This is a genomic window from Undibacterium sp. Rencai35W (genome assembly GCF_049340185.1).
Taxonomy (GTDB): Bacteria; Pseudomonadota; Gammaproteobacteria; order Burkholderiales; family Burkholderiaceae_D; genus Undibacterium.
On sequence record NZ_JBMPPC010000001.1, the window covers coordinates 612,264 to 629,668 of the forward strand.

General features: G+C 43.9%; 17 protein-coding genes. 14 read left to right on the forward strand and 3 right to left on the reverse strand.

Going from position 1 to position 17,405, the window contains the following annotated elements:
- Positions 1–8: 8 nt before the first annotated feature.
- A complete protein-coding gene (locus tag ACO0K3_RS02750; RefSeq protein WP_422981649.1) occupies positions 9–350 on the reverse strand; it encodes a helix-turn-helix domain-containing protein in 342 nt (113 codons plus the stop codon).
- Positions 351–648: 298 nt separating this feature from the next.
- Between ACO0K3_RS02750 and ACO0K3_RS02755 the strand changes: the two genes are divergently transcribed.
- The 3 genes from ACO0K3_RS02755 to ACO0K3_RS02765 all read left to right on the forward strand — a co-directional run bounded on the left by ACO0K3_RS02755 (position 649) and on the right by ACO0K3_RS02765 (position 2,155).
- A complete protein-coding gene (locus ACO0K3_RS02755) occupies positions 649–903 on the forward strand; it encodes a hypothetical protein (RefSeq protein ID WP_422981651.1) in 255 nt (84 codons plus the stop codon).
- 250 nt (positions 904–1,153) lie between these two features.
- Positions 1,154–1,552 carry a hypothetical protein gene (locus tag ACO0K3_RS02760; protein WP_422981653.1) on the forward strand — a complete coding sequence of 133 codons (399 nt, stop codon included), beginning with the start codon at positions 1,154–1,156 and terminating at the stop codon, positions 1,550–1,552.
- A 162-nt stretch (positions 1,553–1,714) separates the two neighbouring features.
- On the forward strand, positions 1,715–2,155 hold the full coding sequence (locus ACO0K3_RS02765) for a hypothetical protein (protein WP_422981655.1): 441 nt from the start codon (positions 1,715–1,717) through the stop codon (positions 2,153–2,155).
- Positions 2,156–2,788: 633 nt separating this feature from the next.
- On the opposite strand, the gene ACO0K3_RS02770 is transcribed toward ACO0K3_RS02765, so the two are convergent.
- Positions 2,789–3,688 carry a hypothetical protein gene (locus ACO0K3_RS02770; RefSeq protein ID WP_422981657.1) on the reverse strand — a complete coding sequence of 300 codons (900 nt, stop codon included), beginning with the start codon at positions 3,686–3,688 and terminating at the stop codon, positions 2,789–2,791.
- A 157-nt stretch (positions 3,689–3,845) separates the two neighbouring features.
- Positions 3,846–4,325, reverse strand: a complete 480-nt coding sequence (locus ACO0K3_RS02775; protein ID WP_422981659.1) for a hypothetical protein — start codon at positions 4,323–4,325, stop codon at positions 3,846–3,848.
- Between the two features lie 361 nt (positions 4,326–4,686).
- On the opposite strand from ACO0K3_RS02775, the gene ACO0K3_RS02780 reads away from it, so the two are divergent.
- From ACO0K3_RS02780 to ACO0K3_RS02830, 11 genes are all read left to right on the forward strand, one after another.
- Positions 4,687–5,724, forward strand: coding sequence for a DUF535 family protein (locus tag ACO0K3_RS02780; RefSeq protein ID WP_422981661.1), 1,038 nt, complete (start codon positions 4,687–4,689; stop codon positions 5,722–5,724).
- A gap of 209 nt (positions 5,725–5,933) precedes the next feature.
- On the forward strand, positions 5,934–6,602 hold the full coding sequence (locus ACO0K3_RS02785) for a response regulator transcription factor (RefSeq protein ID WP_422981663.1): 669 nt from the start codon (positions 5,934–5,936) through the stop codon (positions 6,600–6,602).
- Positions 6,602–7,999 (forward strand): sensor histidine kinase, encoded by a 1,398-nt coding sequence (locus ACO0K3_RS02790; protein WP_422982105.1) that lies wholly within the window; start codon positions 6,602–6,604, stop codon positions 7,997–7,999. The genes ACO0K3_RS02785 and ACO0K3_RS02790 overlap by 1 nt, the downstream gene beginning before the upstream one ends.
- 111 nt (positions 8,000–8,110) lie before the next feature.
- A complete protein-coding gene (locus tag ACO0K3_RS02795; RefSeq protein WP_422981665.1) occupies positions 8,111–9,484 on the forward strand; it encodes a TolC family protein in 1,374 nt (457 codons plus the stop codon).
- 7 nt (positions 9,485–9,491) lie between these two features.
- Positions 9,492–10,643: an efflux RND transporter periplasmic adaptor subunit gene (locus ACO0K3_RS02800; RefSeq protein ID WP_422981667.1), complete on the forward strand. Its 1,152-nt coding sequence runs from the start codon at positions 9,492–9,494 to the stop codon at positions 10,641–10,643.
- Positions 10,633–13,716, forward strand: a complete 3,084-nt coding sequence (locus ACO0K3_RS02805) for an efflux RND transporter permease subunit (protein ID WP_422981669.1) — start codon at positions 10,633–10,635, stop codon at positions 13,714–13,716. The genes ACO0K3_RS02800 and ACO0K3_RS02805 overlap by 11 nt, the downstream gene beginning before the upstream one ends.
- 1 nt (position 13,717) lies before the next feature.
- Positions 13,718–14,245 (forward strand): DUF2846 domain-containing protein, encoded by a 528-nt coding sequence (locus ACO0K3_RS02810; RefSeq protein WP_422981671.1) that lies wholly within the window; start codon positions 13,718–13,720, stop codon positions 14,243–14,245.
- Between the two features lie 74 nt (positions 14,246–14,319).
- Positions 14,320–14,682 carry a hypothetical protein gene (locus tag ACO0K3_RS02815; RefSeq protein ID WP_422981673.1) on the forward strand — a complete coding sequence of 121 codons (363 nt, stop codon included), beginning with the start codon at positions 14,320–14,322 and terminating at the stop codon, positions 14,680–14,682.
- Positions 14,683–14,921: 239 nt separating this feature from the next.
- Complete coding sequence (locus ACO0K3_RS02820) at positions 14,922–15,350, forward strand: hypothetical protein (RefSeq protein ID WP_422981675.1); 429 nt, start codon at positions 14,922–14,924, stop codon at positions 15,348–15,350.
- Between the two features lie 323 nt (positions 15,351–15,673).
- The gene (locus tag ACO0K3_RS02825) at positions 15,674–16,153 is read left to right on the forward strand and encodes a hypothetical protein (RefSeq protein WP_422981677.1); all 480 of its coding nucleotides are present in this window, start codon (positions 15,674–15,676) and stop codon (positions 16,151–16,153) included.
- A gap of 125 nt (positions 16,154–16,278) precedes the next feature.
- Positions 16,279–17,190, forward strand: a complete 912-nt coding sequence (locus ACO0K3_RS02830) for a hypothetical protein (RefSeq protein WP_422981679.1) — start codon at positions 16,279–16,281, stop codon at positions 17,188–17,190.
- The last annotated feature ends 215 nt before the right edge of the window (positions 17,191–17,405 follow it).

Sequence of the window (17,405 nt, forward strand, 5' to 3'; positions counted from 1 at the left end):
TTAGAAACTTAGTGTGTCCTCTGAAAATACAGTTTCACAAAATCCGTAATAAACAAGCGATCCCTCGGCTTCATTTGGCTCAAATATGTTGCCACAACTTCAGTTTCCGTCAATTTGGCCGGAGCTTGTTCATCTAAAAGATCGGATATGGAAATGTGCAAGACATCCGACACCAACTCAAGCATAGCAAGAGAAGGCGAGTGAAGCCCTCGTTCCATGCGGGAAATTGTCTCGACTTCCACTTGAACTTGCGCACTCAACTGCTCTTGAGTCAAGCCTAATGCTTTGCGTTTAGACGCCACGTTTTTACCGATTCGGGAAATCAGTTTTGAGGGTTTTCGTTTATTCACGACTAAATTTGTCGATAGTTAAGTCAACAAATATGGTCTTCTCTTTACGTTGCGTTAAGAAGGATGTAATCTGTCGATTTTAAAATAGACAATTTTTATCTATAAGCTAGTGATGCCGCATTACCGTCGATGGTATCTTGAAGATTCGTCATCATTGGTTTATCGCTTAACCGAGCCTTATGCACTGCTTACTGACAGGAGAATGTTTTTGGATCACATCGAATGCCCACACTGCCACAAACAAGGCACGCCCAATATCTGGCATTACCAGCCGTTTATGCTGAGAACCTTTCGGTATATGAAAACCCAACATATCTGCCGGTTTTGTGGCGCTGTCATGTATGAGACCGGTGGTCAGATACGCATTCTAGGATGGGTATTCCTGGCATTCGTTGCCTATCTACTTGGACGGCTTGCCCTGCAGTTGTTGGTTCCCAATGCGGATTGGGCATCCAGCGGGCTTGTGACGCCTTTTTTTAAAGCCGTCATTTTATGGTTCGGTGGCTATGGCATCTACAAGATCGTGAGATTTGTACGCAGCAAACTCCGATAACTGCACAGTTTGAATAATGAATAAGAATGAATAGCCGCAAGAATAAACACCGGATCCTTGCGCTACAAAGTCGCATCAAGCCAGGATGGCAGCAGTCAGACAGACAGAGAATGGTTTGCTCTTCGACCGGTCGGTAGAGAGTTTGGCAGTCCGGACTTTGAGAGGTTATGGGCGATGGACTCCGTACCGTCGAGCGCGCAATGCCAAGAAAAGCAAGACACTCCCTTGGACGAATCAGTAGAGCCATGTAATGACGACTAACGAACAACAGACAACTACCCGCGTTGAAGAGACGCCTCCTTTTGAGAACATTCCTGGGGATTTCCCAAGATTGTCACCGATGAGTACCGTACCCGGTGCGCAAACCAAGCTCATGGCGGAGCTCTATCAAGGGAAATACTATGTGGCCGGCGATACACCGCCAGCCCGGTATGATCGCTGGGTTTATTGTGAAGAGCTGGTACAGGCCTTTACCGACAAGTCGTTGCAATCGAAGACCGGCAAACGCGCCCATATGACTGAAAACGAGATTCTCCAGCATTACTACGATCGTCTGCTCAAAACGAAATGGGTGACACCAGCCGAATGTCGATGGATCTTTCAGAGGGTTGCGGTAGCTACTGGCTGGACACCGATCAAGGTAGAGTAAAGCACCACGGTAGGCGTTCAGAACACCTACCGTCATGGCAACTAGGCACATAACGGTGTCACAGCCACGGTGTCGCATAGCGACGCTACAACAACATTGATTAACCCTGAAGATTTCTCTCATTCATGAAACTTCATTCTGACACGACTGTATTGATTATTCATGCTGGCTACGCATCTTATTGATCGACATTCCCAATCGAGTTTCGCGGCACCCGGTCAAACATTCTGGTCAACGGTGGATTTTGCGCTCTCCGTGCCTTATTTCTTAATTAGCTATGAGGCACAAGAAGAACCTGTACTAGCGGGATACACCAAACTGATGTGGGAGGTGGGAGATGTCATCCGCTTGTGTGATGAGATTGCCCAACATCCACTAACCACCCTAAGGCAAGTGGCGATGATCTGCCCAGAGCGCCTGTCAAGAAGTTCAGGATGGCAGATGTTTAATTTAGCCAAGATCGATCTAGTCAAACTGCGATCAAGTGCTAAATCCTCATATTTATTTACAACCACGGATGGGAAGCAATTGTTTAATCACAAAACCCGTGCAGATCTGAAGAACTTCGACGTGGAATACACGTTGTTAAGGGTTACTGCTTGATTACAAGAGGTCTGAGTTGAAAGTATCCAGAGCAGGGAAATATCGGCAACGAACATACACGCGTCCCGACAAATCGGTGCAACTTATACAGAATGACGCTGAGCGAAGTGTGAGGCGTGCACGAGCTATGGCTTATTTGCAATCCACGCACAAAGCGTTTGCAGAGAGATGGTTGTTAGGCGAGAAACGGTCGCATGGTGAGCAGACTGGTGGTGTGCTGGCGGGGCCGACTAAAAAATAGTTTGCCTAGCTTTACGGCAATTTGGCTACAAACAAGTAACGGCAGGTGTACGAATTTTTCACGTTGTGATTCTGAGCGCTACGTGGCAGTTAACAGAAAATATCATTCGCTATATTTGCTTTTTTTTAGGGTTGTTGACGCACACCGAATATTGACCAGCTGGAGGGGTAGTAAAACTTGGACTGATTTTTCCCAAGTATGACCCATATCGGCGAGGTCAATTGGCGGTAACGGTCAAGCATTCCTATTTCACTAATCGTTAGGCGATTATCTCGGAAATATAGAAGTGGCGCTCGCCAAGCGCTTCATGCATTAGCTTATACATTAATACCATCGTGATAAATCAACACTCTTTTTGTAGAAATCCTAGGACTGAAAAAAGTGTTTTGAAGCTATTTTTTACAGCAATCTTGCACCAATTTTTTACCTAATTGTAGAGCTGCGTCAAAATCTTCGTCGGACATTTGCGAACCAAATTTCCGACGTAACTGGACTTCTGATAAGGGTGTGTTTCTGACTTCAGCTTCCGCTGCTTTGTAGGCAATCGAGAGTTTTGCATCGCGTGGCACAATTTCACCCACATCGTAACTTTGAGCAAGTAAGGCTAACGCAAATGGCTCTCCTAGGCTAGCGGCAGCTTTTAGCCCCGTGATAGCGTCGTCCTTCCATTTCTGTACGATAGGATCGTCCTGACTTTCTTTCAAATCGATAGGGCGGCCATACGGGCCTTCCATGAAATAATCAATTTGAGCAGCTACTTTGCCCGCGCGTGCAGCTAAGCCTAAAAAATTTAGACGTTCTTGAACTTGTGCAGGCGTTACACCTACACATAGGGACATGAGCCTCTTTTGTTCAGCGATTGATTGCTCGCGGTCGGCTTCGCTATTGTAGTCGGCTAAGGGAGCACCGCCGTTGGCACAAACGGATTCCGCTTGATAGACGTTATAAGCTGCGTCAATATTTCCCGCTCTGGCTAATCCCGTCCATTTAGAAATGTAGTCAATTGCACGTAATCCACCAAAATCGACCGCACGGCCATTTCGCCCATAGGTGACAGGAAGCGGATTCGTTTCCGCGTTGCCACCATCTCCAGGGACAATGAGTGCACGGCCAAAACCGAACGACGAACTTGATTCATTCCCACCAGGTGAGGATTTTTCTTTTGAGTCAAATGGAGCGTTATTGTCAGTGGATTTGATAGACCATTCTTCTCCATTTCGCAGCGAAACAAAAACGCCAGCACAAATGCCAGTCGTAATAAGCAGCGCTATAAAACGAAATGATGGTTTCACAATGAATATTCGATTTAGAAGATATGGTTGAATCTTTGTTATATTGAAAATTGCGGGTAGGTTCTCGTTTTACAAACTTCAAATAGCTGGGTGCAATTGGTGTTGATATTTTTGCATATCAACACCATAGAGTCAGCTGGCAAACGTTAAAGAGACGTTAATTCCATAAGTAGCAATATGCTTGGCTTGACTCCAAATTACCGCCCTCAACATTACCGGCAAGCTTTTTGATAAAGCCATCAGGATGAGCGCTGTCAGGGGTGACATTACAATTATCGTGAACCCAGTGGATTCCATACCCACTTGAATACAATTGACCACACATCTCTACTTTGTCGCCCAGTTTGATAGCAGCAAGTGATTTAGGAATGGACTTAGAGTTTTTGACGTAATCATTCGCATACACGTTATCCATGGCAACGTCGTAGACCTGACCGTCTTGATCAGTTTGAACACGAATATGCGTATGTGAGAGACCTACGCCTTTGAGCGTTTGAGTTGCACTCGCAAATTTAGGTGCGCTCACAACTGTTCCTGTACGAAAACTTCCGGCAGCTGCTTTGCAATCCGCCTTTCCATCGGCAAAAGCAAAAGCGGCATGACTCAACAACAAAAAGGAAATCAACAAATTTTTCAATTAAATTCTCCCTAAGGTTAAATATCTTACTAAAAATGCAATCAATAAGATTTATCTGCAAAAAAGACGACTGAGATTTGGGAACAAATAGAAGACCAACACATACATTGCTCGAAGTTGCCAAACATAATCAGGCTATTTTTTGGCAGGAGAAATTAGGGATGAGAACCTAAATATTCGTAAATTTATTGAGCAAACCAAAGATATTCTTTTTGGCAAGATGTCACGGTAGCATTTATTTATTACAAATTGGTGAATTTGCATTTTTGACACAATTAATATTTTTAGGAAAAACTACTCAAGAAGTTATGCGTGGTTGCCAGCGTTTAACTTTCAGTAAAATCAAATCTAGTACAAAAACATGACAATTTTGCCTAATACATTAAGTTACACTCTGGCGCATTGTGAAACAAATGGTGTTTTTGTGAATATATTGAACTGGAAAGAAGTCCGTAATGCCAATCACTATTTTGGCAACATAGGAAATAAGAATCTATTTGGCTTGTTGAGTTCGCTAAAATATTATCTTTGGACGATTCGAACGCGTTATGCAGATAACAATATTGGCCTAAAAGCTAAGCTTCTGTTTTTAATCCGCACCTGTCTCCATCCAAAAATCAGCCTGGGTTGGTATTCTTTCTTACATCAGAGCTATTTGCGCAATGCAGTACAAGCAAATACTTCTTTACTCGATGCTATACATAGGCCATTTTTTGATCGCCTAGTTCCTCTGGATAAACGTCTGACTCTCATGCAAAACCACTTCCATCTTTGTGAGGTGTTTTTCGGAAAAGTCGCTGCGAGTGAGATTCTTGCGGGAAAAGCACGAGAGATCGCTCAAATTACCGGAAAAAACGGCGCACAATTTCGATTAGCTTTGTTCTGGGGATGCGCCTATAAAAGAGAGGGTGGTCTGACTGTAGGATTGTTTCTTGAAGATACCTTATTGCAGTGTCTGACATTTTCTTTTGATCTTTGTAAGAATCAAATTGCCATTAAGGTTGGCGGTATTCAGGCTAACAATCAAGAGTCCCAGAATTTAATTCGTACATCAACAAAAGCTTTATATGGTATCCAGCCACGGCTATTGTTGATAGAAGCTTTGCGATGTTTAGCAAGAGAATTTAACTGCATTTCAATAGAGTGCGTTGCCAAAAAAAATCACATCTACCAAGCGTTACGTTATAAATTCAGTAAAAATATCAAGGCGGAGTATGATCAGTTATGGCTCGCCGCTGGCAGCACACAACATGTAAACGGTAATTTTATGCTGCCGCTTTCCCTCGCGGAAAAACCTTTGTCATCAAGACCTGCAAACAAGCGTAGCGAATACCGCGCTAGAGACAAGATTATCCAAGCAATGCGCAATGAAATTTCTAAACGGTTGCCAGCTAACTGAGTTGGCGAATAAGCACCAATGATGTTATCCACCTGGATGTAGCAATAAATTCGGTGACGCTATTCTGTCAATATAAAATACAGCTAACGGCTTTTTCCCTTAAAAACGCGTAATGATAGCTGTCATTTGTGCACTAATTTATCCAGGTCCTTGGGTAAAATAGCAAATCTTCGTCAGATTGTTGACGTGCTCTCACAAAATAAATCCCTATGCATATCCTGTTAGTAGAAGACGACAAAGTGTTGGCGGAAGGCGTGTCGCAAATGCTGCGTGGACAAGGTATGCTCGTTGATATCGCACATACCGGTAATGACGCAGAATATATAATTCAACATCAAAAATTCTCCGCATTAGTTCTTGATATAGGGCTACCCGATATCGACGGTTTAGAAGTTTTGCGTCGTCTGCGTAGTGGTGCCAATTTACTTCCCGTTTTGCTGCTTACTGCACGTGATGGGATTTCTGATCGGGTACGTGGTTTCGATCTGGGTGCTGATGACTACCTGGTCAAACCTTTTTCGACATTAGAACTTGTCGCGCGTTTAAAGGCATTAGTCAGGCGAAGTTCTTCGCGCTCTGATGAAATTCGACTCGGGAAGCTTGTGTTAGATCCGCAGACTAAGCGTGTGAGCGTACAAGATCACGCAGTCGATCTCTCTGTCAGAGAGTGGAATATATTGGAGTATCTACTTCAGCATGAATCCCGGGTGGTCTCAAAGCAGCAGATTATTGATGCGATTCTCCCCTATGGTGAAGATATTACGATTAACGCGATTGAAGTATATGTTTCCCGTCTGCGCCTTAAATTAACTGATGCCAGCATTATCATTCGCACGATACGAGGTTTTGGTTACATGCTTGAGGAGCAGAAAGCTTGATGATCCGTAACCGACAATTAAGTGTACGGCGCAGCTTATTGACATGGTTAATCGCTCCGTTACTCATCGTGAACATGATTGGTGCAGGACTCGTATATTGGCTGGCATGGGCTCCAGCTCAAACGGCGTTTGACCAAAGCTTGGCAGATACTTGTTGGGCATTAAGCACTCGACTCAAAAAAGTATCGAATGAAATTAGTGTCGATTTACCTTTGTCGGTAGAGCAAGTGCTACGCGTAGATCATTTTAATATCGTTTATTTCGCTATCCGTAACCAAGATGGACGCACGCTAGCAGGCGATAAAGATTTTCCTGTAATCCAGTTGCCGTCAAAATTTGATGATCCTGTTTTGCAAGACGGACGAATGCGTGGTGAGGAAATACGGATTGTCGGCATCAAGTTTTTGGTTGGTGGCGATCCCGTCGTAATTTATGCTGCAGAGACACTGAGCAAACGAAATGCGATTCAATCCCACATCTTGCTTACCTTGCTTGCACTTGAAAGTATTTTAACTTTGCTCTTGATTGCCGTGGTCTGGACTGCGGTAACGCGCGGACTGGAGCCTTTGAAGATATTGCAACAAGATTTAAATCGACGTAATTATGACGAACTATCGCCCATTCCTGAGGGACAAAACGCACTGGAACTCGGTGCAGTCGTGAATGCCATTAATCGTCTTTTGCAAAAAATTGAAATTGGTGCCTCAGCACAGCAAGAATTCTTGGCGAACATTGCCCACCAATTGCGAACACCGTTGGCAGGACTTAAGGCGCAAATTGAATGGCTGCAGGGGCGGCACATAGCTGATCTGGAAACAGCGCGATCAGCGTCACTCATGATGTTATCAACAGAAAGAATGATACGCCAAACAAATCAATTGTTGGCTTTAGCTCGTGCGGAACCTAGTAAATTTGAACGAAAGAGGCTCGAACCATTAGAGTTGGATAAAATTATTACTGAGAGCATCCATGCATTTGTCTCTGCAGCAGATCGTAAGCAGATTGATTTAGGATTTGATTTGCTACCAGTACAAATTATGGGGGACGCATTTCTATTGCGAGATTTGATCGAAAATATTATTGATAATGCGATTAGTTATACGCCGGAACATGGTGTCGTCACTGTTGGATGCTGCCACATTAACGGTGTTGGCATTTTCTCTGTAGAAGATACTGGTCCAGGCATTCCAAAAGCGGAGCGCGAGCTGATTTTCCACCGTCGTTATCGTATCAATGAGGGGGGGGCTTCTGCTACGCAAAATAAAAATAGCGGAAATGGTCTCGGCTTATCGATTGTTTCTGATATCGCTAAAGATCACGACGCCCGCATTGAATTAAGTGATGCCGAGGGCGGCGGCACTATTTTTTCCGTGTTATTTCCTTCTATCCCACAATAATCTCCTGTCCACCGCTGTTTGTCAGCGTTTTGTCAGCTATCTGTCATGTAACTGACAGCTTGCCTCTGCATACTTCAGACGTTGCCATCTCCGTCTCTTTGCAGGAAAATCATGACGCTTTTTATACCGCAGGCAAACTATGGCTGCTCTTTTGTCGTTGGTCTTGCGGCACTTATTGTTGCAAGTGCTGCCTGTGCGGACGCCGGGACGCCGCTCTCATCGCCGTTCGACTCCAGCGCTGTTTCATCAAATGCTAACAACATTGATATCCCACCAACCTTTGGGCAGTTGACCTTAGCACAAGCACTACAACTCGCATTAAATAACAATCGCGACATTAAACTCAGTCGTATTGCGATAGACAATGCCGCTGCTGTGAAAACGGCGGCAGGTGCGACTCCTAACCCTATGCTCACGCTACAGACTATAGGAATCAATCCAAAGTTAGGTATTGGTACTGGCACGCTGCGTGATAAGGCGGTTGACACGACATTACGTCTGGATCAGCTCATTGAACGTGGCGGCAAACGGGAATTGCGTCTACTGAACGCCTCTCATCTGGAGCGTTCAGCTAAATTCGATAACAAGGATCAGATCAGGCAAATTAAATTAGCGACGAGTTTCGCTTACTTTGACTTGATGGCCTCTCAGCATAAGCTGCGTATTGCCAACGAGGTCCGTGATTTATTTCAGGTGACTCTTGCTGCTGCTGAGAAGCGGAAAAAATCTGGTGATATTGCCGGTGCTGATACTGCGCGTATTCGTGTTGATGCGTTACGTGCTGAAAATGATTCACGTCAGGCTGCGGCAGATTTATTGCATGCACAAGCTAACCTAATTATCTTATTTGGTTTGCGAATAGATCCTGCCCGTGTCATCGCGGTTGATGAGTGGACAAGTACCACGGCGATAAATTTGCTGTCTTCAACGACAGAGATGGAGGAGATCATCTTAAAACGTCCGGATGTTATGTCCGCCCAGGCGAAATTCGACGCCGCGCTTGCTGCACGTAAGTTGGCACTCGCGGCGAAATCTCGTGACGTTTCTGTTGGCCTGCAAGTAGAACATTATCCTGTCAATCAAACTAATCAACTTGGCTCAGGCAATAGTTTAGGGATCTCGATACAAATTCCCTTATTTACTCGTTATGAGTTTCAAGGCGAAATTCGCATAGCTGAAGCTAATGTCGATAGTGCAGGCGAGATGTTAGAAAAAACGAAAGACGCTGCTAGTAACGACATAGCGCTAATTGTCGAGACGGCGCGCACCGCACAAGAACTGCTGCAGCGTTTTCAAACAGATTTACTCAAAGCGGCACGGTACTCCGCTGATGCTGCTGAATTCGCATTCAAAAATGGTGCTACTGGCGTAATGGATGTATTAGACGCCAGACGTACTTATCGAGTGACAGAAATAGATGCGATTAATGCCCATGCCGAGTTTTCTAAGGCTCTTGCTGCGTTACGTATCAGTACCCAAGAATAGACTATCAATGAAATCACTACAAAAAATTACCATTGGCATAAGCGTCGCAGTACTTTCAGCATCTGTTATTTATGCAGCAAGCTCAGTGACTGCCAACGAGAAAAAATCTGAAATCGCAGCCAATCTCAATCATGAGCTTGGCAAGATAAGTTATCCAAATAATGCACCACAATTGTCTTCGATCAAAGTAGCAACTGTGTCAGAAGTTAATCTTCCTATTGCGGACGCAATGAATGGCAAGCTCGCCTATGACGAGAACGTTACGGCACGAATCAGTTCACCGGTACTAGGTCGCGTACTTTCTTCCAAAGTAGAAGTCGGCGATGTTGTTACCCAAAATAAATCACTTGCAGAGCTTGACTCCCCCGACTTGGCTGCTGCCGATGCCGATTGGGCAAAAGCTAAAGCAGATGAATTCCGGAAAAAACTTGCATTTGATCGAGCCAAAGCTTTGTTCGAACATGAGGTTGTCGCGCGCAAGGATCTGGAATCAGCAGAAGCTGATTATATGCAAGCTAAGGCAGAGACTCGACGCAGTAGTTTACGTATGAGGAATTTAAATGCGATTGGCAACGAGAATGGCAGATTCGCACTTAAGGCGCCTATTGCCGGGATGATCGCTGACAAGCAAATCAACCCTGGCATGGAAGTGCGCCCTGATGCCCCAAATCCTCTATTTGTTATCACTGACTTGAGCAGGTTATGGGTGTTGATTGATGTGCCCGAAAGATATCTTGCGACCATACAGCCAGGGCAAAAAATTAGCCTAGAGCTTGATGCTTATCCGGATCAATTTTTTGAAGCAAAAATAGACCGGGTTGGTTTGGCACTTGATCCCAATACGCGCCGCATTCAGGTAAGAGCAGTATTGATAAATAAAGATAAAAAACTTCGTCCAGAGATGTTTGCACGAGTCTCGTTTTTAACAGATAGCGATAAGAAGGCCATCAAAATTCCGAACACCAGTCTTATCTCTGAGGGCTTATACAGTTTCGTATTCATTGAAAAGAAGAGCGGGGAGTTTCAAAAGCAAAGAGTCAATATTGTACGCAAGGGTAAAGACGATAGTTTTGTTGATACTGGGGTCAATAGCGGTCAGCGCATCGTGACTGAGGGTGCTTTATTGCTCAACTCGGAGGTTGCCGCTCATGCTCAATAAGTTTGTCGATTTTGTATTGACGCAGCGAGTATTCGTGTTGGTATTGACGGTGGCCTTAATGATCTTTGGCTATCGCGCTTTAACCAACTTGCCGATCGAGGCGTTCCCCGATGTGCAGGATGTACAGGTACAGATTGTGACGCAATTTCCTGGTCAGGCTGCTGAGGAAGTCGAGCGAGCGGTTACTTTGCCTATTGAGCGTGAAATGAGTGGTGTACCGGGGCAAACACAAGTCCGGTCAGTTTCTATTACGGGCTTGTCCGTCGTTACTATTACCTTTAAAGACGGTACCGACGATTATTTTGCTCGTCAACAAGTACTCGAAAAGCTACAAGGCGTAACATTGCCGATGGGTATCCAGGCGAGCATCGCACCGCTAACAACGGCTGTTGGTGAAATCTATCGCTACATCATCGAGGCTCCAACGAGTATGTCGGAAAACGATATTCGCGCCTTACAGGATTGGGTTGTCAGACCAGAATTGCGTATTGTCCCCGGAGTCGCTGACGTCGTTAGCTTTGGCGGTACGGTTAAAGAGTATCAGGTACAAGTCGATCCCAATTTACTCAAACGTTACGGCATCACACTGGATCAGATCAATCAGGCGCTGGCAAACAATAATGCAAATGTCGGCGGAGGCACGATAAGGCGTGGTGACGAAGCTCTAGTCGTGCGTGGAGTTGGCCTGTTTCACAGTAAAGAAGATATTGGCCGAGTCGTTGTTAACGCAAAAAATGGTAAGACAATTTTGATATCAGATGTGGCCGATATCGAGATTAGCAATAGACCTCGCTCCGGAATCGTCTCTTACAATCAGGGTGACAGCTATGTCTTAGGTATTGTGCAGATGAGTAAAGGCGGAAACGCCGCGAAAGTGATTGATGAACTGAAAAAAAGAATAGATGTCGTCAACGCTAAATTGCCGAAAGGTGTCAAATTACGTCAAATTTACGATAGAACAGAACTGCTACATCACACGGTGCTGACCGTGGTAGAAAATTTGATCGTTGGTGCTGTATTAGTGATGACGATTCTCATCCTTTTTCTAAGAAACTGGCGTGCTGCACTGATCGTTGTGACGGTAATTCCGCTGTCATTGATGTGTGCATTCATCATGCTTGACATTAAAGGTATTCCCGCCAATTTGATTTCTTTAGGTGCGGTGGATTTCGGCATTATCATCGACAGCGCGGTCGTTCTGGTCGAAGCCTTAATGGTGCGGCTGGCAGTTAAACAACATGAAGGACATGAAAGTCTATTTTTGTGGCGCAAACACGTACTCAAAGATACGGTGGTGGAGATGGGTCACCCCATCTTGTTTGCTAAAGCGATCATCATTCTGGCATTTATCCCCATCTTTACCTTTCAGCGGGTTGAGGGCAAGATTTTTTCTCCTGTTGCATTGACGCTGAGTTTTGCTATGTTGGGGGCGTTGATTCTAACGATGACATTGATCCCGACCTTGCTTACATTGACTATGAAGCGGCACAGTTTGGCCGAGCGACATAGTCGCTTGATGCATCGTTTGCAGGAATGGTATCGACAAATATTGTATAAAGCAGATCACAAAAAACGGGGCGTGATGATTGCTTCATCTGTTGTGCTCGCAATTACCTTAGTATTGGCACCAAGTTTAGGCAGTGAATTTTTACCTAAACTTGATGAAGGTAATATCTGGCTTGCGATAAGCCTGCCTCCTTCAACAGCACTGGAAAAAACAAAAGATATTGAGCGCCAGGTCAGGGCAATTTTACTTAGTTATCCCGAAGTAAAAACCGTAGTGTCACATGTCGGACGACCTGATGACGGCACCGATCCGAAGGGGCCAAATAGTATGGAGATATTGGCAGATTTGAAATCGCGTGATCAATGGAAATTCTCAGACAAAGAGAGTTTGATCGAGAGCATGACTACTAAAATTAACGCATTACCAGGTGTGCCAACCAATTTTTCTCAGGTTATCCAAGACAGTGTTGAAGAATCTTTGTCCGGTGTCAAGGGCGAAATAGCTGTCAAAGTGTTTGGTCCAGACCTTGATATTCTGACGCAAAAAAGTGAACAGATCGCGACAATTTTAAAAGGAATTCAAGGCGCCGCCGACGTTGATAGTGTCAAAATCGGCGGGCAAAGTGAGCTGAATATTGTTATTGATCGGGAAAAAATTGCTCGACTCGGTATCAATGTCATGGATGTTAATAATACGATTCAATCCGCGTTAGCAGACAATCCGGTTTCTGCATTTTATGAAGGGGATCAACGGTTTGATATCACGCTAAGGCTAAAAGCAGCCAATCGTGATTCTATTGATCGTATCGGTAACTTACAGATTAATTTACCAAATGGCGCAGGCACTGTTGATTTAGCTGATATAGCTCGTATCGAAATCAAACAAGGTGCGGGTCGGATCAGTCGCGAGGCGGGAGGCCGTAACGCCTCGGTTAAAGCCAATTTGCTCGGGCGCGACCAAGGTAGTTTTGTGGCTGAAGCGCAGCAGAAGGTGAGTGAGCAAATACGTTTGCCAGCAGGTTATTACATTACTTGGGGCGGACAGTTTGAGAACCAACAGCGCGCAGTGAAGCGACTACAGGTCATCGTTCCAATTACTATTTTTCTTATATTTTCGTTTCTTTTTTGGGCATTTCGTTCGGTAAAAATGGCGACGTTGATTTTGGTCATGGTGCCGTTCACCATGATAGGTGGCGTAGCTGGACTTGCTCTTGCAGGGTTACATTTTTCTGTATCGGCTGCTGTTGGCTTCATTGCCGTAGCAGGCATCTCAGTACAAAACGGCGTCATCATGTTAGAACAAATACTAGCTTTTGAAAAAACGCAAGCAAGTGATTTTTCTATTGCGATTGAAGGTGCTGTAGCTCGTCTTCGCCCCATTCTAATGACAGCATTAATGGCTGGACTGGGCTTACTTCCAGCTGCGCTTTCACACGGTATCGGCTCCGAAACACAGCGCCCCTTCGCTGTTGTGATCGTAGGTGGAATTATCTCTGCAACCTTCTTCACGTTACTGTTGCTTCCTTTAAGTTATTCGCTATTTAAAGATAAAGCAAAGGAGGAATAGCATGATTAAGTTGGCATCGTTACGTCGAATAATAGTGCTCAGCTCTGGATTATTTTTTTCATGTTTGGGGTACTGTCATACTCAACTTGTTCCATGTCAGACCCACGGGCAATGGCGTGAATGTGCTGCCGTTGATATGGAGTCCAAAGAGCATGACGAAGAGCAAAAACAATTTCTAAAACCAGTGCCTGGTTTCGCAAAAATTTATCTTTTCCGGTCAGGGATGGTTAGTCAGCGAAGTAAGACCAATGTTTTTTTGGACGCTAGTGAGATTGCAGCTCTGGCCCCGAATACCTACTTGGTAATCAGTTTGCGGCCCGGAAGGCATTTGCTTCTGGCACAGACACTGGATAGCGCAGAACTAACGCTTAATGTAGAAGACGGAAAAGCCTACTTCATTCATCTTGATCTTGAAATGTTTTTTTGGAAGAACATCGAACATCTTCGGCTTACCGACGAGCTCGATGCTCGTGCAAAAATGGAGAAAACTAGCCTGGTGAAGTTAATGCCAACAGCGACAGCACCTTAATTGTCGATATGACTTTTTAGATAAATCGAAGAATGAGATAGGTATTTTTGATACAACGTGTACAGGAGAAAACAATGAATAAAAAAGTACTTAGCGGCAGCATCATTTTTGCACTTTTGCTCAGTCTGAATAATGCTTTTGCTAGCGATATTGCGTGGGAGGCGGGCGCAAAGCGTGGCTGGATAATGAAAGTTTACGATCCAAAAACTACAGTGAAAGAATTGCCTGAATGTGTAGAGAAATTACCGGTGGTGGAACGTGAAAATAAGCATTTCGCTAAAATTCACTATCAGCATGTGAAGCGTGGGCAAACAACGATTGCTGAAATTCCAGAGGGTATGCAACTAAATATTGATGATGAAGTTGAAGTTTTTCCTGGGAATTGCGACGCAGGAAAATTTGCACGCGTCGTTAAGGTGCTTTCAGCAAAGCATTGACTGACATAAGCTCTTTTCCCTGAAGACACGATATCAAGGAGCACTTGCACACCTAATCGGAAATGGACGCATGAGAAATTAGATTTTTCGCTTTTGATATACACAACAATATTTAGATGTAACCCAATATATAAAAATTATGTGATGAGCGGATAGTTAAGAGTCATTGTTGATATAACGACCTTCATTGAGCATCATACCGATGTATTTTTCGTGAACGTGCTTTATTAAAGAGCTCCATGGATAAGAACCTTTCTCGCAATAACAAGGAAAAAGTATTACGTCGGTTGGAGGGACTTCTTCAGCCAAGAGGATTTTGCCGAGGCAAGTCGATGTATTTCATTCGCATATCACTTCCTTATCTTGAATTTGTTCAACTCCGCCACACCACATCTGATGCATCGTTTCGTATCACGATGGGAATGCGCGTTGTGGACGATTCATGGAATGCCATTGGGCTAAACGACGCGCCTTACGAGCGATATCACTCTGCTTTAGGTCATGAACAGACTAACTTATTTCAATACGGTGAAGATGAGAATTCGGTGGTGGCGTGTGCCAGAGGCATTGTTGATTTTATCGAAAAGGTAGCTGAGCCTTGGTACAACTCGGCGCGCAATCTAGTGCTGCTTGTGCCGTTGAATCCCGATACTTTCGCACTTGGCTAAATAGTAAAAACATATCGCTCAATACAAATTTCTCCATCCATATTTATTTTTTAAAGAAATATAAATTCACCAATTTGTAATATATAAGTGTTAATGTGACATCTTGCCAAAAAGAATATATTTGGTTTGCTCAATAAATTTTCTGGGTATTTAGGCTCATACATCTGAATCCCTTTACCAAAAATAGACTGATTATGTTTGGCAATTCTGAGCAATGTAGTTGATGGTATTGCATTTGTTCTCAAATCTCAGTCCTCTATTTTTGTAGATAAATCTTATTGATCTCATGTTCATTAAGACTTTTAACCTTAGGGAGAATTTAATTGAAAAATTTGTTGATTTCTTTTTTTTTATTGAGCCATGCCATTGTTGCTTTTGCAGATGGGAAAGCGGATTGTAATGTTGCTGCTGGCAGCTATCGTACGGGAACGGTGGTGAGTGCACCTAAATTTGCCAGTGCTACCCAAACGCTCAAAGGGGTAGGACTTTCTCATACACATATTCGCGTTCAAACAGATCAGGATGGACAGATCTATGACGTTGCAATGGACAATGTATATGCGACTGACTACGTCAAAAACTCCAAATCCATTCCCAAGTCACTGGCAGCGATTAAACTAGGTGATAAAGTAGAGATGTGTGGTCAGTTATATTCAAGTGGATATGGAATTCACTGGGTTCACGATAATTGTAATGTCACTCCAGATAGTGCACATCCTGATGGATTCATTAAAAAATTAGTGGGCAATGTTGAAGGTGGCAATTTGGAGTCCAGCCAGGCTTATTGCTACTTGTGGAATTAATGGCCATTTAATGTTTGTTACATGAAGTTGATATGCACAATATATCAACTTCATACGTGTCAAAAGTAGCTGATTACTCAACCGAGAACTCCTCGAGATTTATTTTTCTAACTAAGAGATCTACGATGCAGATCATCATTGTGAAATCATCATTTCGTTATGTAGCGGTACTTATTTCAGCGGGTCTTTGCTTGGGCCTGCTTGTGTGGTTACGAAATGCAGACGAATTCGCGACCGAATCACAAGAAGGTCGTTCTGAAACTGATCCAAAACTACGATCTTCACGTGATTGGAATGGTTCAAGTTCTCCATTCAGTTTTGGGCGCGCACTTATAACAACTGAAGATGGTGCCATCGCTGACGGCAATCCTACACCTATTTATGGACGAAACGGACGTTCGGTCGATTTTGGTGGGCTTCCTGTAGTGGCATATATTTCTAAATGGGTAGGATTAGCAAGAGCAGGGGATATTGATGCTGCGTACAACGTTTATCAAGCGGAATCAGTGTGTTCTAATGTTGCTGAACCATTGACCGAGTTCAATCGTGAAGCCGATCGAGAGCAATCTGTAGCCGAGCATAAACGCCTCATTACTTTATGTGCAGGCGTAACACCAGCACAAATTCAAGAGCGCTTGAGTTTCTTAAGTTTAGCGGCACATGCAGGCAAAGTCGATGCTCAAATTGATTATTTCATGGAGGGGCCATATGGCCGTCCAATTGATTTAAAAGAGAGTCGAGATGATCCGTTGGTACAAACGTGGAAGAGTGAAGCAGTAACTGGTTTAAAAGCTGCGGCGGTCATGGGGGAGCCATTTGCGTTCGCGCTGCTTTCTCAAAGTTATGATGTGGGTGAAATCGTGCCAAGGGACGCCAAACAATCGCTTGCTTACAAAGTAGCAGAGGCTGAGGTAAGAAATACGACTTTGTCAGAACTTCAGTTAAGGCGGAAATTCGGTTCACAAATGTCTGATGAGGATTTTGATGCTGCCATGCAAATGGGTAAAAAATTAGCGCAAGAATGTTGTAAAAAATAACTTGAAATATTTTACTCTTAACGACCCATTGAGTTATTTGTGATGGATCAACTCACAAAAAAGAGCGAATCAACCATAGCGCGACAGCAATGACAAGCTAAAAAACGTCAATCTGATTTCTTCATGACACCGTAATAAATAGTCTCTAATCTTTTGAAGATGATCAGTCAATATACTCCCATCAAACGAACTCAATAATTGCTTAGTCTTAGTGC